The following is a 20,935-nucleotide window of genomic DNA, read 5'->3' as shown; positions in this document are numbered from 1 at the left end:
TTATTTGTCGTTAGTATTTGAGGACTGGGGGGAAATTGCCAATTTATATGCTATGTAGATTAGCACTCCGAGAACGGCTAGAGTCATCAGGGCCGAAATTAGCTGTACGACACTATTGAAGACTGTCAGGACAATTATCGATGCCAAGGCAAAGGCTGCCACCTGTCCCGGTTTGGGGAGTTTTTGAAACTTGTCGAGTAATTGATTGTAGAAAGTTCCGACGGCTTGATAGGTGTCTGGATTTTGTGTGATGAGCGGCGATCGTTCTAGTTTAGCTTTTAGTTCTCCGAACGCTTGCTGCCATTTGAAGTTATTTTGAGGATTCATAAAAAAATTCGGGAGTTAGTTTAGATTAATGTGTTCGGAACCGCAATTATCGCCTACCGTCAATGAACTACAAGCAAATGCCATTGTGTGAGGAAACATGAAGATCCATTATCCGGGCGATCGCGGCCAACTGTGGTTTAGCTCGATCGTGACCCTAGCCTTGGCAATGATTTTAGCGGATGCCGGCGCTATTGGGAGCCAACCGCTACAAATTGCTCCGGGATTTCCCGAACCGCTGGGAGTATCTGGAGTTTCCGGCGGCGCGAACAATAGCGGCGACTGCGGTTTTGTGTCCCAAGCACCCAACCACGTCATCGAAGTAACGCAGGATTTGCCTTACTGGCGGATTGCAGTACAAACCGCTGGAGCTCCGAGTTTAATGATTCAAGGGCCCAGGGGGCGTTTCTGCGTGCTGCCGGCTTCTGCTGCTGCGGGGAATCTAGAATTTTCCGGTTATGGGGACAAGGGGACTTATCTTATTTTTGTGGGCGATCGATCTCAAGGTCAACACCCTTACTCTCTCTCTATTTCCCAAAAGCGAAATTAACAATACAACGTAATTAGGAGGCTTGCTGTCAGAAAATTGGCTTTTTTGCGATCGTCAAGCAGCCTGCTTTTCAACAGCAAGTGCGTTAACTAGGGATTTCCTATCAATTTTGTATTTGGTTTTTCACCCACTGGCGAAACAATCTGAGAGTTTGACTCGTACCCGCTGTTTGACTTTCTTCGCAATATTGAGAAATAGCTGCAATAATTGGCAGATTGGGAAAGCTCGGACTAATTTCAGCTTCAACATATTTCCCATCTTCAAGCACATTAATCTGAAGCTTCTTATTTTCATAGCGCCATATTTCAGGTACTCCCAAAGCTTCGCAAGCATCGAGTTGAGTTTTAGAAGTTAGATCGACTTCAATTGCTAAGTCAGGCGGCGGATCGACGGTTAAGTCGATCCGCTTTTTGCCAATCATTAGAGCGTAATTCTGAATGTAAAAGCAGTTGTCAGGTTCAATTCCTTGTAACATATTTTTTCGCTTAAAAGTCGTCGAACCAAAACATTCTCGATCAATTTCAAGTTCTTCGAGTAATATTTTCACCATATCGCCAATGATTTCCTTATTGAATTCATGTTCTGGTAGTGGCATCCTAATCTCCAAAGTTCCTTGACTGTAAGCTATTCTAGAGCCACGGTGTTCTCCCAACTCTTCTAAAATTGCTTCAAATTCCTGCCAGTTGACATCATGGAACAGCACTCTATGTCCTGGGGGTACACTGATTTGTCTTAATTGCAGAGTTACCATTTCAACCTCCGATTTATTTAAGTTATAGAGCTAAAAACCTGCTCAACAGTCAGATTAAGTTCCCCGAAGGCAGACGAAATAATCCTATCGCCCTCTCGGAACTGGCTAACCTGGTACTCCCCATCCACCAACTGGTAAATCGAAACAGTAGGTTGTTTGGGATTGCCGATGAAGCGCCTGCCACCCAAGGCAGCACAGTCAACAATCCAGTATTCCGGGATACCCAATCTTTCATACTCAGCCACTTTTACCAGGTAATCATCTTGCCAGTTAGTGCTAACTACTTCGACAACAAGCTTAACAGAGCTACCTTGAGAAATAACTGATGATTTTTTCCAGAGTGGCTCTGAAATTAAGGCTGGTTTGTCTAAGACTATGAGATCGGGCTGGTAGCCCGTGGTCGTTTCGGGAGGTCTGAGAAAATAAGTTGACGGTGTTACATAAGGAAGATTTAAACGGTCAATTTCTACGTTAATTTTTCGGATGAGAAAACCTGTAACTTCCTCATGCTCGCCATTTGGATTCATTTCAACTATTACTCCATTGCGGAGCTCCAAACGTCCTTTTCCATCTGGATACCATTCTAAAAACTCTTCAAATGTTATCGATTTGATTGTGGTTTTAATCATAAAAAATTCTCCGTTCATATAACCATCAATAGTTCGTACTGAGGACTTTAGTCCTCGAATAGAGTCAATAAGGACTCAACTCCTTACTACAAACAAAATTTTTAATGGCAATTAACAGAACATGATATCACATATAGCAATTCTTGCATGAGTCGTAAATTTTTTACCCCACCCCAGCCCTCCCCGATGCCTTAGTCCGGGAGTAAGAAATTCACAAATGATTTAGGATTGCTATATTAATTCGGTAGGTGTAATCAAGTCAGCTAGAACCCCGACTTCGCAGAACTTGTCGGGGTTAGGGGGTGTGATGTTTAAATTTTTTGCTGCTTGTAAAGTTCCTTAAACTTGCGCTGCTGCTCGTTGTGGTCTACGATTGGAGAGGGATAAGCAAGAAGTCGGCGTTCTAAAGACGAAAGATTTCCTGTTAGCAAAAGTTTAGTATCAACTCGGCGCAATTCTGGAACCCATTGCCGAATATATTCCCCTTCCGGGTCAAATTTTTGAGCTTGACTGGCGGGATTGAATATTCGCAAAGGTTTCGGGTCCATGCCGCTGGATGCGCTCCACTGCCAGCCTCCGTTATTAGCAGATAGATCGCCGTCTATCAATTTTTGCATGAAGTATCGTTCGCCCCACTGCCAGTTAATAATTAAATCTTTGGTGAGGAAGCTAGCGACTATCATGCGGCAGCGATTGTGCATCCAACCTGTCTGATTTAACTGCCGCATTGCCGCGTCGATAATGGGATAACCAGTTTTGCCCCTGCACCAAGCTTGAAAGAGTTTTTCATCGTTTTCCCAAGGAAAGTTTTTGAATGCTTGACGGTAGGGGCCGTCTGCTAGTTCTGGGAAGTTATACATGGCGTGTTGGTAAAATTCCCGCCACGCTATTTCCTGTTGCCAAGTCTGGATGCTTTTGAACGCTTCTTCGTTGCGGCAAGTATCCATTACTCTCTGGGTAGCTTGCCAAACCGTGCGGATGCCAATTGCACCAAATTTGAGGGCGGCGCTGAGTTGGGATGTGCCGTTAATTGCGGGGAAATTGCGCTGTCCTTGATATTGGTAAATTGCGCGATCGCAAAATTCTTCTAATTTTTTTAGCGCTGCATCTTCTCCGGGTTCTATTACTAATGGATTTTCCCAAATAAATCCCAAACTCAAGGCAGTTGGCAGTGTTTCAATGGCACCTGCTTGGTTGGCGCTTTCTTGTTCTTCTGCGGTTAATCCGGTCATTAATTCCAGATAAGTTATCGGCAGTGTCTCTACTGGTCTGGCTTTGGGTAGGCTGTTCCATTTTTTCCAAAAAGGTGTATAAACGGTGTAGGGTTGCCCTGTACCGCTGCGAAGTTCATCTGGGGCGTGCAGGACTTGATCCCAGAAATTTTGGACTTGAATTCCTGCTTGTTGGAGGGCGTTTGATACGGACCGATCGCGCTTTGTTGCGTAGGGTTCTACATCCCAGTTCCAAAATACTGCTTTGGCATTGATCGCTGTTGCTAATTTCGGTATTCCTAGAGTCGGGTCATCTTGAATTATCAGCAATTGGCTGCCTGATTCCCTGTATGCCGAGGAGAGTTTTTGCAAGCAGCCGATCATGTATGTGACTCTCGCTGGCGCTACCTCATCCGGATTTAGGATATTGCGATCTAGACAAAAAATCCCGACTACTTTCGGGCTTTCCTGGCGCGCTGCTGCCAGTCCGATATTGTCAGAAATACGCAAGTCGCGGCGGTGCCAAAATAAAATTAGATCGGACATTCGATTTTAGATTTTAGATTTTAGATTTTAGATTTTACAGTCCTGGACACACGCGGGGTCAAGAACCCGGTTTCTGAGTTAATATTTATCGGTTTGATGCACGATTTTTAGAAGAAACCGGGTTTTTTTCGTCAGTCCTATTTAAGTCAAAAATGGACGGGCTAAGAAAAAGCTAGAAATTGATTTTGCGTCAATTGGTTCCCCAGCTAAAATAGCTTTTTCTAATTCTTCTGGGGTGAATAAAACTGTTTCAATGTCTTCATCATCGTCCTGTGCTGGCGGCTTTTCTAGTTTTTCCAAATCTTGGGCTAAAAAAGCATAAATGATTTCGTCGGAATAACCGGGGGCGAGAAAAAATTGCCCTAATTTCTGCCATTTTCCGGCGCGATATCCGGTTTCTTCTTCGATTTCGCGTTTGATAGTTTCGGCAGGGCTTTCATTGATTTCGACTGTACCTGCAGGAAATTCTAAAATTCGCCCTGTTGTGGCAAAGCGGTATTGTCGCACCAAGACGAGTTTACCTTCGGGTGTGACGGGAACTGCAAGTGCTCCGCCCGGGTGGCGAATACATTCCCACTCGCCTTCGGAACCGTTGGGAAGACGGAGGGTGGCTACGTCAAAGTTAAATTTGCGCCCTTGGTAAAATAGGCGCTGTTTGAGGATTTGGGGTAGTTCTTGACCGATCGACATAAGCGAGATGCGAATAATGTTTGATTGCACCGATTTAAGACATCATAGGCGATCTTATAGGATTTTAGATTTTAGATTTTAGATTTTAGATTGGGAATGACTCATAAATATCACAGTTTGGAGCTTACCTAGGGTTGCATTTTTTTTTTAACTGGTACCCTTTGTGAATTTTGCTCAATTTTTACAGTTGCAATTTTTGCACTCCGGAACAGTCTGCTGTTTGCAGGAGTTGGCCGATCTCATAGGATTTTAGATTTTAGATTTTAGATTTTAGATTGGGAATGAGTGATAACTATCACAGTTTGGAGTTTACCTAGGGTTGCATTTTTTTACTGGTAGCCTCGGTGAATTTTGCTCAATTTTTACAGTTGCAATTTTTGCACTCCGGAACAGTCTGCTGTTTGCAGGAGTTGGCCGATCGCACTTTTGGTCACCGGATGCACCCAATCCGGGGCTATTTCTGCTAAAGGTACTAATACAAAAGCTCTTTCAGTCATCCGGGGATGAGGTAGAGTCAGTGTCGGAGTTTCTAGGATTAAATTGTCGTACAGCAGCAAATCTAGGTCTAGGGTTCTCGGCCCCCATTTTTCTCTGCGAATTCGATTAAATTTTATCTCGATTTCTAATAATTTTGCTAGCAATTGTTCTGGTTGTAGCGCAACTTCTAGGATGGCGCAGGCGTTGATGTAATCCGGTTGCGGCGGACCGACGGCGGCGGTTTGATACCAGCTTGAATGGGATTTTACTGCGATTTCTGGGGTGTTGTTGAGGGTTTCGATCGCGAAGGAGAGTGTGGCGAGGGAGTCGCCTAAGTTGCTACCGAGGGCGATCGCGCATTTTGTTAATTTCATTGAAGGCAGAAGCAAGAAGGAAGAAGGAAGAAGGAAGAGGGGAGACGGAAAAAGCAAGAATAAAGAATGATTTAGTTATCTAGCCTACAAGCCCTATTGTCGGCAAAATCTGATTATACAAAATATTATTTTAATCATAACTTAATAAGGTGTTAATTTTTATTGATTATGATTGACAAGTGTCAGCATTAGTTTAAAAAATAATGAGTTTGCACCGACGCTTATTTTCAGCCGGGATTTTGGCAACGGTCATTTTTACCGCAAATATATCAGTATCTTTAGCAGAAACTAAGGAAAGCTATCTTACCCTAAATTCGGATGGCAGTCAATCTTTTGCGAGTTTAGTGCAGCAGGCGGAAGATTTAGCGAAAGAGTCGATCGCCCGCGAGTTTCAAGAAAATCCGGCATTAACAGAAGTTACAATCATCATTACAGCCGATCGCAGCCGACAAAGAGTTCCAGTTTTGCGATCGAGAGTATCCCGCCACGGCTGGCAAAAAGATGGGAGAATCGAACAGTGGACTAGATATTTTGCCGATGCTCAATTGCTGCTGGGATTCAGAGACGGCAATATTTCGGCAGCAAATTCTGGGTCTTCGCAAGTGATGAATGTACCTGCGCCCAGTCGCTCGACAGCCCGACAAAACGATGCGGGTTTTCGAGATGATTGATATCATGTTGACAGTTGACAGTTGACAGTTGACAGTTGACAGTTGACAGTTGACAGTTGACAGTTGACAGTTGACAGTTGACAGCCCGAAGAGCGAGGGAGAAGGGTTGACAGCAATGTTAGCGTAGCAAGTCCACAAAGTTGTTCGCTATCCGCTGTCGGTCTGTCAACCTCGATAGCTGCCAATTTTAAGGTTTTTTAATTAAAATCTTCCCCTACTTTAAATAGTCAGATGTGGAGCGCGCACACTACGAATATACTGACGACTAATTAGCTGGCAATTTAACGTGTTTTTAAACAAAATATTTCCCTACTTTAATTAATCAGAATTTTAACTATCCTTAATTTAACAGTAGTAGATTTCTATAGGAGACTCGTCTGACTAGGGATGTTGGGTTTAAAAGGAATTTATGTCTAAAATAACTCGCCGACAACTGCTAATTTTCTTCGGTAGCAGTGCAGCTACCACCGTGCTTGCTCCTAAGCTAACTCAAACATTGTTCGGCATCAATTCCAGCGCGGCCGAAGCTGTAGTTCCGACATCTTTCACTCCTCTAAGACTTCCCCACCCGCTGCCAATTTATCGAGAATTTCCCAGCTTCATGCCGACGGCGCCGGGGGGAGAGGGAACCGTGATGGCGGCCTCACAGGATACCAGATTGACGAGTTACAGCGTTGTTGACGATGTGGTTGTGCCGCCGGAATACGAACGTTACGTGATTCTCCGCTGGGGCGATCGAGTTTTCCCCGATCCGGCAGACTATTTCGGCTACAACAACGACTACACGGGCTTTGTAGGCATTCGCGGCAGCAATGACGACGGTTATCTCTGGGTTAACCACGAGTACGTATCCTTCCCGATGTCGAAAGTGGCGCCGGAAGCGCCGTCTGATGTGGCATCATTTCCAGCGAGCGATCGCGCTGTCCTCGGTATAGACTTATCGGTCAAAAATCAGGCTACCCTCGGCGAATTCCTGTACAATCTCGGCGGTTCGATCGTCCGCATCACCAAACAAGCCAACGGACGCTTTGGGGCGATCGCCGGCGACCCCCTCAACCGCCGCATCCACGGGCTTTCAGGCCTCGGCACCAACAGCCAGCGTACCGACAAATACAAAGAAGTCACCTCCTGGGGAACCCGACAAGGCGACAATAACTATCTCACGGGCACGGGTCCCGCAGCTACCCAAGTCTTCGCGCAAGTCAACAGCGACGGACTCGGCAACCGCATCATCGGTACAGCCTACAACTGTTCCGGCGGCACAACCCCTTGGGGCACAATCCTCTCCGCTGAAGAAAATTTCCAAGGTAGCGAACTATTCTTCGTCGGAGTTCAGGAAAATGTCAAACCCAACGGCGGTCAAACCGGCTACGCCAAGGGCACTACCGGTGAGGAATTCGGCTTAGTCGGCGAAAAATACGGCTGGATGGTAGAAGTCGATCCTCAAAATCCGAGTTTCCGCCCCCGGAAGCACACTTCTTTAGGCCGTTTCCGCCACGAAAACGTCGCGATTCGCGCCGAAACTGGACGCAAGTTAGTAGTGTACATGGGGGACGATCGGCGCGGCGGACACACCTGGAAATTTGTCAGCAACGGCACTGTCACAAATCCTGCAGATAAAAACAACAGCCGATTATTTGAAGACGGCGTTTTGTACGTCGCCCAATACAACCGCAACGGTGCGGGAAGATGGCTGCCACTAACTATAAATAGCCAGACAAATCCAGTGCGTCCTTCTAAAGTTGGCGAGGCCGAATTGGCAAGTTTTGGCAAAGCTCAAAGAGATGCAAATACTCGCTTGCCCAAACGCGCAGGAATTGCAGGTCAAACCGAAGACGGCGGTTCTTTTGTAGTAGATACAACCAATGAAGCAACAGCACTTCCCGCCTACAAAAATAAAACTCTGGCTAATTTCTACAGCAGCCAAGGTGCGGTTTTAGTTGATGCTTTTTTAGCTGCTAATTTGATTGGTGGCACTCCGACGGCGCGGCCGGAAGATTTGGAAGTTAATCCTACTACTAAGGAAGTTTTCATTGCTTATACTGACGCCGCACCCGGAAGCGAAGGCTATCCAGATTCTCGCATTTTTACTGTTGCTAAATACGGTAGCGCAGTCAACAGCACTCAGCAGTCGGGAGGACTTTACAAAATAATTGAAGACAGTCCCGACGGTGCAGGTTTGACTTTCCGCTGGCAGCGTTTGGCTCAAGGTGGAGAAGCCGGTGCGGTAGCTGGGGCGGGATTTGCTAGTGTAGACAATTTGGCTTTTGACACTCAAGGCAATATTTGGGGCGTCACTGATATGTCTACTAGCACGCACAACGGTTTTGATGTCGGTGCGACTGCAAAGCCAACGACGATCGACCATAAAAAGACTGGAAATGTGTCAGATTTTACGGGTGTTTTCGGCAACAATTGGCTGTTTTACATTCCGACGGGCGGCCCGAATGCAGGAACAGTAATTCCGTTTGCTTACGGCCCGAACCGGTGCGAAATGACGGGGCCGACTTTTGTGGGAGATACGCTGTTGCTTTCGGTGCAGCATCCTGGGGAAGATTGTCCGATCGATGATGGTACTGTACTCAGCCGGCAAATTGAAATGTTGGATTTGAACGGTGCTGTTTTTAATCAAACTCGCAATGTTTCTCGCGGCAGTTTGTGGCCGAGCAATATCTCGAATGATTCGCGCCGATCGCCGATGCCGTCGGTGATTGGGATTCGCCGCGTGCGATCGACTCCAACGGGTCAGTTTGTTTAAATAGGGCTTACCCATCGGGGCCCAAAAACCGGGTTTTTACGAATCTGGAGTAAGATTAAATGAACGGCGAAGGCGCTAAGGACGCGAAGAAAGAGAAAGAAGAAGATACTGTTCTTTATTCGCGCTCTAGCGCCTTCGCGTCTTCCCGGTTCGTTCAAACAATCAAAAAAAATCCTAGGATAATTAATATCAAATCCCTTAACAGCGGAATTTTTAAGAAAATTGTACTTGGCGATATAAATCGGCGATCGCAATTTCTAGATTCACCGATTCAAGTTGCAAGGAATCGCCCAAACCATACTCTGAGAGAACCCATTGCCCCTGTTGATTGCGCCGAAATATCTCTACTCCTGGCTGTTCAGCTTGCATCAAGACATACTCTTGCAGTGTTGAAAATTGGCGGTACTTAGCAAATTTAATGCCGCGATCTGCTGCTTCTGTGGAAGGCGATAAAACTTCGATTATTAAGGAAGGAAATTGCACTAATTGCGGATCGTTATCGCGATCGTCACAAGTTACTACAACATCAGGATAAAAATAGTTTTTTCCGGGTTGCACTTTAAGTTTTACATCTATAATATAAATTTCGTAGGGGAGATTAAGGCTATCATCTAATAGCTTGAAAAAGTTTATGGTAATTCGATTGTGATTGCGGGTTTGACCGCTGATCGCGACGACTTCCCCATCCCAATACTCGTAGCGTTCCTCTTGGGTGGGTTCCCAAGCCAGGTATTCTTCTGCACTCATCGATGGGCGATCGGGTAAGGCAACCATAATGCGATCGAGAATCAAGTATGTTTCTAGAATAGCTCGCATCTACCTGTGTGGGCTACAATAAAGTGTAAATATACCTTTTACTCGCAAGAATCACAAAGGTAGGACGAGCGCCCTATTTTGCTGTAGGGATTTTTACGTACTTATTATCGGCGGATACAACAGTAATTTTTCCGGCCGAAAACGCACTTATTTCATTGGCCAGCCATTCTATTTCTGGAGGGGTTAGCTGATAAATTCCTAGGGTTTTATAAAATTTTTCTTGCCCTGAAATTGCCAGCGAATGCCGGATATACATAATGTTATTATTAAGATTTTTATTCATAATTGGAGTAACCTGACATTTATACCCTGGCCACAGGTGAGTCACGGAAATCTGATTGCAATCGATATTTATTTTAGTATCTCTGGAAAAAAGTGTGATCGCTTCCCATAATAGAGAAAAACCGCTGCCTACAAAAAAAATTGAAAATACCACTATAAAACTGACTTCAAGGTTGCCTAAAATTACGTCTATTATACATATAAAAGCCCATAAAGCTAACCCCAAGCAAAACAACGTTCCTATAAATATCCAGAAGGCGCTCCAAAAAGTCAACCTTTTTGGTGGAATCAGAATCTCTAGATTCTCCCCATCTTCCTTCAGTTCAATCCTACTCCCAAACGGTTTTTGTCTAATCGCCGAGATATCTGTTTGCTGGCGGGGATTTTTTAATGCTTTCAGCGCCTCCCCAGCAGATGCGAGACGGCGATTCAAACTCGGTTGTGTCATCCACTTCAGCCAATCGATTAAATCTGGATTGAGATTAACTATTGACTCAAAGTGAATTTGCAAATTATCTTGGGATAACTCGGCTGGATGCCTACCTGTTGCTAAATAAATTAATGTTGCACCCAAGCTGTAAATATCGGAAGCGGGAACATTCCTGCCGCCAAATTGTTCGGGTGGCATATATCCGTAAGTGCCAACAACAGTAATCGTGCTACCTTTTCTGGCCGCTAGTGTCTGTACGGAACCAAAATCAACTAAATAAACATCACCGACACTATTGCCAGATCTATTTGCCAGTAAAATATTACTCGGCTTGATATCTCGGTGAATAACTTGCGCCTGTTGCCCGTGAAGGTAACGCAAAATTTCTAGTAATGCTTTAGCCAGTTGCTTGATTTCTGCTTCGCTAAAAGTTCGCCCGCTTTTTAACCATTCCTCTAACGATTTGGCTGGGATATAGCTTTGTACCAAGGCAAATCCTTTACCAGTTGGTGTATCCACATCAAAGTAATCCAAGTAACGGGGAATTGCCGGATGAGAAAGCAGTTGTAAAGTTTGCGCTTCTCGTTCAAACAGCTTCAAGTTATCCCAGTGAAAATCTTCCCCAAAAATCAGTAACTTAATTGCCACTAACTCTTGGGTGTGCAAGTCGCGCGCCAGCAACGTGCGCCTTCCCGCATTTTTACTTAGCTGTTTCTGGATGACATAACGTTCTTTTAAAATTTTACTTGCCATTTTTTCCAATCCTCTTGAGAATAGTGGTTGTTAATTTTATCTGCCATCTATACTTTATTCACTAATAGGCAAATCTAACCATTCGCTGAGTTCCCCTGCTATCCAATCAATCTCGCCATCGGTGAGATGGTTGGTAATAACTTTATATTCCTGTGTTCCCGCCCAAATCTGAATGTCGTTGCGATGATAGCCCGACTCTGTGTCATTCATTATTAATCGTAATTTACAGATAGCCCACCTTGGACTTGGGGGCAGACGATTGTAACGCACAAATCCCAACCAATTGGAAGTTAAATAAATTTGTTGGCGATCGATTCGCACTCTAGTATCTCTGGGATCTTGGATTATTAATTTGACTAATAATAAAAATACAAGTCCGCAAAAAAAACCGACAGTTACAGCGAATAATCGAACAAACCAATAGTCGGTAATAAACGCCGCTCGAATAAACAATACACCTATGGAAAGCGGAAAATACAAGATAAATGAACCCACGAATATATCGTAAAAAACTGACCAGACAGAACGAGAGGGAGAAATTATAATTTCCAAACTCTTCCGGCTTTTCGTAATTTTAACCCTACTCCTAGCAGGTTTTGGAACAACCAAGGGTATCCCCTCTATCGGTTTTTCCAGTGCTTGTAACGCCCGAACGGCCGAGGTTAAACGGCTCTTTAAATCTGGTTCAGTCATCCACTGCAGCCAGTCAACAAAATCCGAACTAAGAGCGATTTTTGGCTCAAAATTAATACGCAAATCTTCCTGCGGCAATTCGGCTGGATGGACTCCCGTTACTAAGTAAATTAACGTTGCACCCAAGCCGTAAAGATCGGAAGCCGGAACCGCACGCCCGCCAAATTGTTCGGGCGGCATATATCCGTAAGTTCCGACTACAGTAACCGTGCTACCTTCTTTCGCTGCTAAGGTTTGAACTGAACCAAAATCTACTAAGTAAACTTCACCCAACCAACCACCTTTATTAAGGGCGGAGTGTTTTTGTTTGAGGGGCGATCGATCTGCTAACAGAATATTACTCGGTTTAATATCTCGATGAATTACTGGCGGGTTTTGGTGTTGCAAATATACCAAAATTTCCAGCAACCTATTAGCGATTTGCTTTATTTCTGTTTCGTTAAATTTCCGTCCCGATTCAACCCATTCTGCCAAAGATTTCGCTTCAATATAGCTTTGTACCAGTGCCAGCCCTTTAGTCTTTGGTGTTGGGAATTCAAAATAATCTAAGTAACGAGGAATTGCCGGATGGGAAAGTGACTGTAAAGTTTCGGCTTCTCGTTCAAATAGTTTTAAATCGTCCCATTGGAAATCTGCACTAAAAGAAAGGATTTTGATGACGACTAACTCCTGAGTTTGTAAGTCGCGCGCCAGCAAAGTTTGTCGGCCCGCATTTTTCCCCAGGCATTGCTGAATGGCATAACGTTCTTTTAACAATCGCTCTACCATATTTTTTACTATAAATATTGGCAGCTTGTACTATACTTCAGCCTTAGCGAGGAGTGCTGGATTTGTTACAAACATTAATTATGATTATTATGAGATGACTATTATGGACTCAAGCAATAAAAAATAATATCTTAAATTTTACGTAAAAATTTGGAAGCAGAGCTAAGGTAGAGCTAATAGGACAAATTACCCTCTATCAAAAAAATGCTTTATTCATTTTTGTCCGAGTCTCAAGTCAAAGTCCGGGTTTTAAAACAGTTAGCAGCCGCTGTTTCGGCGTCTTTAGCCCTCAGTGCAACAACCAGTTTGAAACCCTCGCCGGTATTAGCCGCTAGCAATATCCCCCCCGCTAATCAAACCTCGACTCAGCTAGCCGCTAAACCTGATTCTAGCTTGCAGCTAGGGCAGTTGCGCACCACTGTTCCCGTGCAGACTATGCAGCTCGATCCGGGCGGATTTATCCCGATCGCGATCGGCAGTATGATAATTATTCTAGTGCTGCCGCTATTTTTTGGCGGATTGGTAGTAATTGGCGATCGCGAAGTCGGCATTGTCAGTAAAAAGTTTAGCTTTGGCGGCAAGTCTTTACCCGCCGGAGATTTAATTGCCTTAAACGGAGAAGCTGGATATCAAGCTGATACTTTGCCCCCCGGTTGGCACTGGGGTTATTGGCCTTTGCAGTACAACGTTCGCAAAGAGTCTCTGACTGTAGTTCCCCAAGGTGAAATTGCTCTGATTATCGCAGCAGGCGGTCACTCCATTCCGCCGCAGCGCATCCTCGGCAAAATCATAGAATGCGACAATTTTCAAGATGCTCGCAAATTCCTCAAAGGCGGCGGCGAAAAAGGTAGACAACTCGGCATCCTGACTGGCGGTAGCTATCGAATTAATACAGCATTATTTACTGTAATTACAGCGGCAAATGCTGCCAAACACGGGATGACAGCAGAACAATTAAAGCTGTACAGAATTGCCCCAGACAAAGTGGGAATTGTCACAACTTTTGATGGCGTTCCGATTCAAGATGGCGAAATTGCCGGCCCGATTATTCCCAATCACGACAACTTCCAAAACGCGCAAAAATTTATCGCCGCCGGCGGGCGGCGCGGTTTGCAGGAACAGGTTTTGCTTTCCGGTTCGTGGAACTTAAACCCTTGGTTTGTCGGGGTTGACCAAGTGGCGATGACCGAAATCCCGATCGGCTATGTCGGCGCGGTGATTTCTTATGTCGGCAAAACCTCGGAAGATGTCAGCGGTGCTGCTTTCACTCACGGAAATTTAGTAAATGTGGGCAATAAAGGGGTGTGGGTGACTCCTCTTTATCCGGGGAAACATCCGCTGAATACTCGCATTTTGAAAGTAGAGTTAGTGCCGACCACAAATATTGTTTTGAATTGGTCGGGTAAAACAGAAAGGCACAGTTATGATTCTAAACTTTCGTCTTTAACCGTGCGTTCTCAAGATGGTTTCGCCTTTGATTTAGAAGTAGCTCAGATTATTCACGTTGGAGCCTTGGATGCTCCAAAAGTTATCTCTCGCGTCGGTTCGATGCAGAATTTAGTAGACCACGTTTTGCAGCCGACAATCGGGAATTATTTCCGCAATTCTGCTCAAGCTTATTCTGTATTAGATTTTCTCTCGGCAAGAAGCGGCAGACAAGCGGAAGCCGCCGAGTATATCAAAGCAGCTTTGCGCACCTACGACGTCCAGGCAATTGATACTTTAATCGGGGATATATTGCCGCCCGCAGAGTTGATGCAAACTCAAACCGATCGCAAAATTGCTGAGGAACAGTGCAAAACTTATGAGGTGCAGCAATTAGCACAAACTCAGCGGCAACAATTGGTGCGGGAAACAGCGCTGGCTGAGATTCAACAAGAGATGGTGAAATCCGAACAAGGCGTGAAAATTTCTGAGTTGAAAGCAAATTCTCAGGTGAAACAAGCTCAAGGCGAAGCTGAGTCAATTCGGGTGAAAGGAAATGCTCAAGCTGAAGCTTATCGAGCGGGTGTTGTGGCTTTGGGAGGTTCCGGTTATACGGCTTTGCAGTTAATGCAAATTATAGGCGATCGCAACGTGCGAGTTGTGCCGGATGTTGCGGTAACAGGCAACGGTAGCGGTGGCGGTTTGGTTGATGGTTTGCTGGGAATGATGATGTGGAATCAAACGGGCAAAAATGGAGAAAATGGAGCAGAATTACCTGGAGTTAACCTACAGACATCGCAACCTACCGCCAAGTTACCGATAGCCAAAGTGAATTCTGTTAAGCCGCCGCCATCTCGCCCTAATTCCCATGTTGCGAATGCTGAGGCTGATATTAATTCGCGGTTTGATGAATTGCCGTTTGACGATCAATCTTTTACTTAGGCTGTGCAATTTGTACTGAAGACTTCGGTCCTTTCTTATGGAAAGGGGGTCTTACCAGTTTGTAGTTTCGCACCCTACCGATCCCAATGTTCAAGTAATCTCCTAAATCCAATGTCAGCATTAGCTGACATTGGATTTAGTTAAAAACTCAACTGTTAACCTGCTATTTTTGCGAAGACTTTTTATCCACTTAAAACTTAATTGACATGGCGATTTTCCAATGCTAGCCTACGGAAAATTAAAGTTTACCTATTTAGCAATAACAGTAAGTTATGCAACTTATAACGATGGATTTAGATACATTTTCTCAGGCGAGTATCCTGGGATTCGCAGCCTTAGCAGCCTATATTCTCACACTGCTTCCCACAAATCTGAGAATTGTTTTCCCAATCACAAAAAAAACTGGCATTCCCCAATGGCTGCTGAAATATCGGCGCATTATTGGTCTGCTTTCTTTCTTTTTAGCTGTACTTCACGGATTCATCTTTTTCAAACAAAGAAACTTTGATGTCTTCGATATCAAAACTTATTTTGTTTACTTCCAGGGAGTATCAACCTTCATTATTTTCACTCTTTTGGCTATCACTTCTAACGATTGGAGTGTGAAAAGACTCAAGAAAAATTGGAAAAAATTGCAGAGTCTCACTTACCTTGCTATGTTTTTAGTAACCTGGCATATCTGGGAGAGAATGACTGGTCACTGGACATATTTAACGCCTGTGGGAATTGCAGCTATAACCGCCACAATAGTTTTATTTCTCTGCCGAGTCTGGATTCAGCGCCAATCTAGACAACAAAAAAATCAGCCAAAAAAAGGCCAAGTAACAGTGCGAAACCAGAGTGTTGGATAGCATTTTTTAAAGGAAGAATGTCGCCACAACCTCCTCGATCAATTTCTGGGGTTTAAATCGGGGATTTTTTTTTACATAAACAGAGTGTTGTCAGCCATATTTATGATATCAAAAGCAGTTAAATGGAAAGTTTCAACAGCCTTGACATTAACAGCAGTTGTAACTGCGGCCGGCATCGGCTGGTCTAGGTCGCTTTCCGAATCGGAAACAACTCCATCTCAGTTTAAACCGGGGCTGTTCACTCAATATTTGAGCAGTTTTAAAGATAATTCAGGGTGGATTTACGCGATCGCACTCAGTCCAGACGGCAAAACTTTAGCCAGCGGCAGTTCTCGCGGCCTTATCAAAATCTGGAACTTGCAAACCCGCCAATTGGTTTACACCTTAAAAGCACATAGCGATGCAATTGAATCCCTCGCCATCAGTCCTGATGGCAATGTTCTGGCTAGCGGGAGTTGGGATAACCGGATTAAATTGTGGAATCTCAAAACTGGCATACTCATCAATACCTTGAAAGGTCATGCGGATGATGTCAAGGCAATAAGTATCAGTCCTGATGGAAGGTTACTCGCTTCTGGAAGTACCGACAAAACTGTAAAATTGTGGAAGTTTCCCGAGGGCAAACTACTGGGCACACTTCCAGATACAGACTGGATTCAATCTGTCGCTTTTAGCCCAGACAGTAAAATTTTGGCAATCGGCAGCGAGAATGGAACTATCAAGATTTGGTGGCTTGATGATGACGGCAATTACACGCTGACTGGGCATTCCGGGCCGGTGAAATCAGTTGCTTTCAGTCCGGACGGGAAAACTTTAGCTAGTGGCAGTGCGGATAAAACTGTTAAGCTGTGGCAGTTTACAAATGGCAAAGTTATGCACACATTTACAGGGCATTCCGGCCCGGTGCTCTCAGTTGCTTTTAGCCCAGACGGACAGACTTTAGCTAGTGGCAGCTACGACAAAACTATTAAGCTGTGGAACTTGAAAACAGGTGAACTGATGACAAATTTGGCCGAGCATTCTAAGCCAGTTTGGTCAGTCGCTTTTAATTCTCAAGATACTGTATTAGCCAGCGGTAGCGCAGATGAAACTATTAAGCTTTGGCCTGTACCTGTCCCGCTTGCGACTCAGGTTAACTCTCCAGCGCCAGAGGTAGAAGCAACGCCTTCTGAAATTATATCGCCCGGTGAAATTGCACAGTTGAACCGAAAACTTTACGACAAAATTGATAACAATTGGCGCTCGACTCCCAGCTTCAACACTTCATTAGTTTATCGCGTTACCGTGAATGAAGAAGGGGTAATTACCGATTGTCAGCCGCTGAACCAAGCAGCGGCTGATTTTCTTCAAGAAGTTTCTCTTTCTTCCTTTCGTAAAGTTGCTCCTCAACCAAAGCATTTTAGTCAATTTAAGGTAGTGTTTAAACCCTCTGGGGTGATTGAGGTTAGTCCGTGGGATGGGTGGAGGTAATAATATTAATTTTGAAAAGCTATGCAACAGAAATTTTTCATAGCATTACCCAAAGTTTTATTAAAACCAGGCCGCCCAAAACGCTCGCTTGAATTTCAAGCAGTTCTTTTAACTGGATGCAGCGGAAAGAAAACAGCCGGCGACACGCGGAAAAACTCTGCAAGTTTTTGTATGTGTTCCGTTGTAAGTTGGCGCTTTTCACGGAGGATATCTGAGACAATAGACTCGGTTTTGAAAATAGGAACTAGGTCTTTTTGTCTGAGTTCAAATTCTTCGATTAAAGCCTTTAATAGTTCTACTCCGTAAATGTCAGGTATGGGTTCTAAAGTTTGCTCGTACTCATAAACCAGAGTTCCTAGTACATGGAGGTAGTCGCGTTCGTCTGGACTCAGTTCGCGTTTGTCCAACAAAAAATCGATCATTTTTTGAGTGGCAGTTAATTCCTCTTCACCAGTTATGGGTCTGGGAGGAAATGTTTTGAGTAGTTCGATATAAGCGCTAGAGTTGTTCATGTGAGTATCCTATATTAAAAAAAGACAGGAATTACGCATATCCTCAATATATGTATGCTGTGAATGTAGGGGCAACCACGGGGAATTGCCCCTATCCCTAGGATTATTGCGTAAGTTTTAAAACGATCAAATTATCATTCATACCACGGGTCTTTTTTCCATTTATCTTCGTCATATTCTTCATGCGTAAGTACAGAGCGAATAAAAATTCTTTTAGGCCGATATTCATAATCTATGAAGGTAATTAATCTGTAGTTATTACCTCTGATGTTAAAAACAGTAAAGTTTCCAACTATATCTGCTGATGAGAAAACGGCTCTCACTTCAGCTAGGTTAGACCACTGGGCTGTTTTCGCATTTTTGTACCAAGATCGCAGGCTTGTTTCAGCGTCAGGATACTTTTCCCAGAATTTTTTGAGTCTAGATTCAGAAATAACGTGCATACAGTTCCTCAATCATAAACAAATTTACCCATCTACATCGATAAGACTCCGTCTAAAATTGTCTTTATATTATCTTAGCAAATTGCGAAGTGATTTGTCAACTGCGAATTTGTCTTACCGATCGCAGTACAATCGATCGATATTGCATCTGAGGAATCTCCCATGTCAGAACAGTTTTCCACGCTCGATTAGCGATCGCATCTGCACTCACATGAATGAAGACCACGCTAGTGCTGTAGTGCTGTACGCTCAAGCATTTGGGGGTCAACCAGAGGCAACGGAAGCTCAAATGCTCGCTATTGATGCCAACGGCATGGATTTAACCGCTCAAGTCAATGGCGAAACTTTGCCGGTTCGAGTAAATTTCGATCGCACTTTAACAGATGCCGAAGATGCTCACCACACTCTTATTGAAATGGTGAAACAAGCTCGAAAAGTGGCTAAGTAGCCAACGGCTCACTATTCTGTTATAATTTTAACCTTCGCAGTACAGACTTTAGTCCGCTTAAATAGTTGTTAAGGAGTCAAGTCCTTACTACAACCCTTGGCTCCGGTTAAATGCTTTTTAAGGGCTAAAGTCCTGACTGCCCACAAAATATTTAATCAAGTTGAATATACATCTAAAATATCAAATAAAATGACAGAAAATTACCCTCAATCCCGAGAATTAGATGCCGTCAAGGGCGGTAAAAATAACCCTTTCGAGCCACTGGTAAAGCGACTAGATTTGATGATTCGCGCCCGCTATTCGCTGCTGTACATTGTCGGGGCGGAGGAGGAACCGATGGAGGCTGTAATTGCCCAAGTAGCGCTGCAAGTAACTCCCGCGCGCCGAGTATTGCGGTGGGATCTCGTGCGCGGCTGGGAGGATAACGGTTCTGGGAAAGGTTCGGTAATGGCGGCGCTCGATCGCATCGGCAAAACTGCTGTTGAAGAATATACCATATTTGTCCTGCGGGATTTGCACCCTGTTTTGAAATATCCCTACACCGAAAAAAATGCGCCGGTAGTGCGGGAATTGCGGAATTTAACGCGGGAATTGAAGCGCAGCAAAAAAACTATCATCCTCACTTCTGTCGCCCTGGAATTGCCAGAAGAATTGAAAGAAGAAGTGACAGTAATTGATTTTCCTTTGCCGAACGTCCAAGAAATCGACAGTTTAATTTCCCACGTTGTGGAAAAGCCGCAACAGTTGCAAGTTAGCGGTTTAGCAAGGGAACAGTTGGTTAAAGCTTGTCAGGGTTTGAGCCGCGCTAGAATCGGGCGGGTTTTGGCCGCATCTTTGGCCGCCAAACAGCAAATCAACGAATCAGATATTGACGGAGTTTTGGAGGAAAAACAGCAAGCAATTCGCCAGACGGGAATTTTGGAGTTTTTCAATTCCCGAGAATCCCTAAAAAGTGTGGGCGGATTGGAGAATTTGAAACAGTGGGTAAAGATGCGGCAAGATGCTTTTACTGACGAAGCGCGACGCTACGGAATACCCAATCCTAAAGGCGTTTTGTTAGTAGGAATTCAAGGAACGGGCAAATCTTTATCTGCGAAAACTATTGCTTGCGAATGGCGTTTGCCGCTGTTGCGGTTGGATACTGGGAGGCTGTTTGGTGGCATTGTCGGGGAAAGCGAAAGCCGCGTCAGGCAAATGATACAATTGGCAGAGGCGATCGCACCTTGCGTTTTGTGGATCGATGAAATAGATAAAGCCTTCGGCAACATTATCAGCGGTGGCGACGGCGATTCGGGAACATCGCGCCGGGTATTCGGCAGTTTGATCACTTGGATGCAGGAAAAAACCAGTCCGGTGTTTATCGTCGCAACTGCAAATAACGTGCGGATTTTGCCGGCAGAGTTGCTGAGAAAGGGCAGATTTGATGAAATTTTCTTTTTGAATTTGCCCTCAGAATCGGAACGGCAAGATATCTTTAAAGTGCATTTGCAGCGTTTGCGGCCGACTAGATTGCGCGAGTTTGATTTGGGAGTTTTGGCGAAGTGCGCTGAGAATTTTAGCGGTGCAGAAATCGAGCAAGTGGTAATTGATGGATTGTATCGAGCCTTTGGCACTTTTGTCAACGGACAGCGCCGGGATGTGATGACCGAGGATATTTTGAGGTCGATCGAGGATACTGTACCTTTAGCTGCGATCGCGCGATCGCAAATTGAAGATTTGAAGCGGTGGGCGGCGGAAGCGGGCGCGAGAACAGCATCTAACGATACTCACTTAATTGATGAATTGAAACGCTACAGCCAGCGGCGAAGGGATGCGATCGACAATTAACCCGAATTCTAGGGTGCGTCAGTTAAGGTCTAATTAATTCTCCCAAAAATCCCATCAAACGCACCTTTCTAATCCCATGGTGCCTATGTTCATGGCTGATTAATTCTCCCAAATATCTCCCCTTCAGACGCACCCTACTACTGCTATAGCAATCCTAAATCATTTGTGAATTTCTTACTCCCTCCCCGCGAGTTCGGGGAGGGTTGGGGTGGGGTAAAAACTTTACGACTCCTGCAAGGATTGCTATACTAGCCTACAAGAGTTTATGGACAGTTATCTTAAACCCTTTTAGCG

20 protein-coding genes are annotated in these 20,935 nt (G+C 44.6%); 8 read left to right on the top strand and 12 right to left on the bottom strand.

Features of this window, described 5'->3' with window-relative positions; all coding sequences use genetic code 11:
- Nucleotides 1-327 carry a hypothetical protein gene (locus tag QUB56_RS21290; protein WP_332957887.1) on the bottom strand — a complete coding sequence of 109 codons (327 nt, stop codon included), beginning with the start codon at nucleotides 325-327 and terminating at the stop codon, nucleotides 1-3.
- 97 nt (nucleotides 328-424) lie between these two features.
- Here QUB56_RS21290 and QUB56_RS21285 point away from each other — a divergent pair, with 97 nt between their 5' ends.
- Complete coding sequence (locus tag QUB56_RS21285; RefSeq protein ID WP_332957886.1) at nucleotides 425-874, top strand: hypothetical protein; 450 nt, start codon at nucleotides 425-427, stop codon at nucleotides 872-874.
- Between the two features lie 103 nt (nucleotides 875-977).
- Here QUB56_RS21285 and QUB56_RS21280 read toward each other — a convergent pair whose 3' ends face one another.
- From QUB56_RS21280 to folK, 5 genes are all read right to left on the bottom strand, one after another.
- On the bottom strand, nucleotides 978-1,625 hold the full coding sequence (locus tag QUB56_RS21280; protein ID WP_332957885.1) for a Uma2 family endonuclease: 648 nt from the start codon (nucleotides 1,623-1,625) through the stop codon (nucleotides 978-980).
- A 17-nt stretch (nucleotides 1,626-1,642) separates the two neighbouring features.
- Nucleotides 1,643-2,254, bottom strand: coding sequence for a Uma2 family endonuclease (locus QUB56_RS21275; RefSeq protein WP_332957883.1), 612 nt, complete (start codon nucleotides 2,252-2,254; stop codon nucleotides 1,643-1,645).
- Between the two features lie 311 nt (nucleotides 2,255-2,565).
- Nucleotides 2,566-4,011: an FAD-binding domain-containing protein gene (locus QUB56_RS21270; protein WP_332957882.1), complete on the bottom strand. Its 1,446-nt coding sequence runs from the start codon at nucleotides 4,009-4,011 to the stop codon at nucleotides 2,566-2,568.
- Nucleotides 4,012-4,152: 141 nt separating this feature from the next.
- Nucleotides 4,153-4,701, bottom strand: a complete 549-nt coding sequence (locus tag QUB56_RS21265) for an NUDIX hydrolase (RefSeq protein ID WP_332957903.1) — start codon at nucleotides 4,699-4,701, stop codon at nucleotides 4,153-4,155.
- 362 nt (nucleotides 4,702-5,063) lie between these two features.
- A complete protein-coding gene (gene folK / locus QUB56_RS21260; RefSeq protein WP_332957881.1) occupies nucleotides 5,064-5,552 on the bottom strand; it encodes a 2-amino-4-hydroxy-6-hydroxymethyldihydropteridine diphosphokinase in 489 nt (162 codons plus the stop codon).
- A gap of 203 nt (nucleotides 5,553-5,755) precedes the next feature.
- On the opposite strand from folK, the gene QUB56_RS21255 reads away from it, so the two are divergent.
- The gene (locus QUB56_RS21255; protein WP_332957880.1) at nucleotides 5,756-6,223 is read left to right on the top strand and encodes a hypothetical protein; all 468 of its coding nucleotides are present in this window, start codon (nucleotides 5,756-5,758) and stop codon (nucleotides 6,221-6,223) included.
- Nucleotides 6,224-6,225: 2 nt separating this feature from the next.
- Here the strand turns inward: QUB56_RS21255 and QUB56_RS21250 are convergent, their stop codons facing one another.
- Nucleotides 6,226-6,408: a hypothetical protein gene (locus QUB56_RS21250; protein ID WP_332957878.1), complete on the bottom strand. Its 183-nt coding sequence runs from the start codon at nucleotides 6,406-6,408 to the stop codon at nucleotides 6,226-6,228.
- Nucleotides 6,409-6,632: 224 nt separating this feature from the next.
- Here QUB56_RS21250 and QUB56_RS21245 point away from each other — a divergent pair, with 224 nt between their 5' ends.
- On the top strand, nucleotides 6,633-8,981 hold the full coding sequence (locus QUB56_RS21245; protein WP_332957877.1) for an alkaline phosphatase PhoX: 2,349 nt from the start codon (nucleotides 6,633-6,635) through the stop codon (nucleotides 8,979-8,981).
- Between the two features lie 213 nt (nucleotides 8,982-9,194).
- Here QUB56_RS21245 and QUB56_RS21240 read toward each other — a convergent pair whose 3' ends face one another.
- From QUB56_RS21240 to QUB56_RS21230, 3 genes are all read right to left on the bottom strand, one after another.
- Nucleotides 9,195-9,797 (bottom strand): Uma2 family endonuclease, encoded by a 603-nt coding sequence (locus tag QUB56_RS21240; protein WP_332957875.1) that lies wholly within the window; start codon nucleotides 9,795-9,797, stop codon nucleotides 9,195-9,197.
- Nucleotides 9,798-9,870: 73 nt separating this feature from the next.
- Nucleotides 9,871-11,262 carry a serine/threonine-protein kinase gene (locus QUB56_RS21235; protein ID WP_332957874.1) on the bottom strand — a complete coding sequence of 464 codons (1,392 nt, stop codon included), beginning with the start codon at nucleotides 11,260-11,262 and terminating at the stop codon, nucleotides 9,871-9,873.
- Between the two features lie 54 nt (nucleotides 11,263-11,316).
- Complete coding sequence (locus tag QUB56_RS21230; protein ID WP_332957873.1) at nucleotides 11,317-12,723, bottom strand: serine/threonine-protein kinase; 1,407 nt, start codon at nucleotides 12,721-12,723, stop codon at nucleotides 11,317-11,319.
- A gap of 204 nt (nucleotides 12,724-12,927) precedes the next feature.
- Between QUB56_RS21230 and QUB56_RS21225 the strand changes: the two genes are divergently transcribed.
- From QUB56_RS21225 to QUB56_RS21215, 3 genes are all read left to right on the top strand, one after another.
- The gene (locus QUB56_RS21225; RefSeq protein ID WP_332957872.1) at nucleotides 12,928-15,090 is read left to right on the top strand and encodes a flotillin family protein; all 2,163 of its coding nucleotides are present in this window, start codon (nucleotides 12,928-12,930) and stop codon (nucleotides 15,088-15,090) included.
- A 272-nt stretch (nucleotides 15,091-15,362) separates the two neighbouring features.
- Nucleotides 15,363-15,941 (top strand): ferric reductase-like transmembrane domain-containing protein, encoded by a 579-nt coding sequence (locus QUB56_RS21220; RefSeq protein ID WP_332957871.1) that lies wholly within the window; start codon nucleotides 15,363-15,365, stop codon nucleotides 15,939-15,941.
- A 102-nt stretch (nucleotides 15,942-16,043) separates the two neighbouring features.
- A complete protein-coding gene (locus QUB56_RS21215) occupies nucleotides 16,044-17,411 on the top strand; it encodes a WD40 repeat domain-containing protein (protein WP_332957869.1) in 1,368 nt (455 codons plus the stop codon).
- A 95-nt stretch (nucleotides 17,412-17,506) separates the two neighbouring features.
- Here the strand turns inward: QUB56_RS21215 and QUB56_RS21210 are convergent, their stop codons facing one another.
- Nucleotides 17,507-17,923: a transcriptional regulator gene (locus tag QUB56_RS21210; RefSeq protein ID WP_332957868.1), complete on the bottom strand. Its 417-nt coding sequence runs from the start codon at nucleotides 17,921-17,923 to the stop codon at nucleotides 17,507-17,509.
- A 134-nt stretch (nucleotides 17,924-18,057) separates the two neighbouring features.
- Entirely contained in the window at nucleotides 18,058-18,366 is a 309-nt protein-coding gene (locus QUB56_RS21205) for a type II toxin-antitoxin system HigB family toxin (protein WP_332957866.1), read from the bottom strand.
- Between the two features lie 94 nt (nucleotides 18,367-18,460).
- Between QUB56_RS21205 and QUB56_RS21200 the strand changes: the two genes are divergently transcribed.
- Both QUB56_RS21200 and QUB56_RS21195 read left to right on the top strand, forming a co-directional pair.
- Nucleotides 18,461-18,814, top strand: coding sequence for a DUF2470 domain-containing protein (locus tag QUB56_RS21200; RefSeq protein WP_445243379.1), 354 nt, complete (start codon nucleotides 18,461-18,463; stop codon nucleotides 18,812-18,814).
- A gap of 189 nt (nucleotides 18,815-19,003) precedes the next feature.
- On the top strand, nucleotides 19,004-20,641 hold the full coding sequence (locus QUB56_RS21195) for an AAA family ATPase (protein ID WP_332957865.1): 1,638 nt from the start codon (nucleotides 19,004-19,006) through the stop codon (nucleotides 20,639-20,641).
- Nucleotides 20,642-20,935: the final 294 nt, after the last annotated feature.

Source organism: Microcoleus sp. AR_TQ3_B6 (assembly GCF_036702785.1).
Lineage (GTDB): Bacteria > Cyanobacteriota > Cyanobacteriia > Cyanobacteriales > Microcoleaceae > Microcoleus.
The sequence above is the reverse complement of the archived record's forward strand: the minus strand, read 5'-3'. Positions and strand labels throughout refer to the sequence as shown.

Bases quoted from the DNA above. Each gene is read 5' to 3' on its own strand.
- QUB56_RS21280 (WP_332957885.1), bottom strand. From the start codon at position 1,625: ATGGTAACTCTGCAATTAAGACAAATCAGTGTACCCCCAGGACATAGA.
- QUB56_RS21230 (WP_332957873.1), bottom strand. From the start codon at position 12,723: ATGGTAGAGCGATTGTTAAAAGAACGTTATGCCATTCAGCAATGCCTG.
- QUB56_RS21270 (WP_332957882.1), bottom strand. From the start codon at position 4,011: ATGTCCGATCTAATTTTATTTTGGCACCGCCGCGACTTGCGTATTTCT.
- QUB56_RS21235 (WP_332957874.1), bottom strand. From the start codon at position 11,262: ATGGCAAGTAAAATTTTAAAAGAACGTTATGTCATCCAGAAACAGCTA.
- QUB56_RS21255 (WP_332957880.1), top strand. From the start codon at position 5,756: ATGAGTTTGCACCGACGCTTATTTTCAGCCGGGATTTTGGCAACGGTC.
- QUB56_RS21245 (WP_332957877.1), top strand. From the start codon at position 6,633: ATGTCTAAAATAACTCGCCGACAACTGCTAATTTTCTTCGGTAGCAGT.
- folK (WP_332957881.1), bottom strand. From the start codon at position 5,552: ATGAAATTAACAAAATGCGCGATCGCCCTCGGTAGCAACTTAGGCGAC.
- QUB56_RS21290 (WP_332957887.1), bottom strand. From the start codon at position 327: ATGAATCCTCAAAATAACTTCAAATGGCAGCAAGCGTTCGGAGAACTA.
- QUB56_RS21240 (WP_332957875.1), bottom strand. From the start codon at position 9,797: ATGCGAGCTATTCTAGAAACATACTTGATTCTCGATCGCATTATGGTT.
- QUB56_RS21275 (WP_332957883.1), bottom strand. From the start codon at position 2,254: ATGATTAAAACCACAATCAAATCGATAACATTTGAAGAGTTTTTAGAA.
- QUB56_RS21205 (WP_332957866.1), bottom strand. From the start codon at position 18,366: ATGCACGTTATTTCTGAATCTAGACTCAAAAAATTCTGGGAAAAGTAT.
- QUB56_RS21215 (WP_332957869.1), top strand. From the start codon at position 16,044: ATGATATCAAAAGCAGTTAAATGGAAAGTTTCAACAGCCTTGACATTA.
- QUB56_RS21285 (WP_332957886.1), top strand. From the start codon at position 425: ATGAAGATCCATTATCCGGGCGATCGCGGCCAACTGTGGTTTAGCTCG.
- QUB56_RS21220 (WP_332957871.1), top strand. From the start codon at position 15,363: ATGCAACTTATAACGATGGATTTAGATACATTTTCTCAGGCGAGTATC.
- QUB56_RS21210 (WP_332957868.1), bottom strand. From the start codon at position 17,923: ATGAACAACTCTAGCGCTTATATCGAACTACTCAAAACATTTCCTCCC.
- QUB56_RS21265 (WP_332957903.1), bottom strand. From the start codon at position 4,701: ATGTCGATCGGTCAAGAACTACCCCAAATCCTCAAACAGCGCCTATTT.
- QUB56_RS21225 (WP_332957872.1), top strand. From the start codon at position 12,928: ATGCTTTATTCATTTTTGTCCGAGTCTCAAGTCAAAGTCCGGGTTTTA.
- QUB56_RS21195 (WP_332957865.1), top strand. From the start codon at position 19,004: ATGACAGAAAATTACCCTCAATCCCGAGAATTAGATGCCGTCAAGGGC.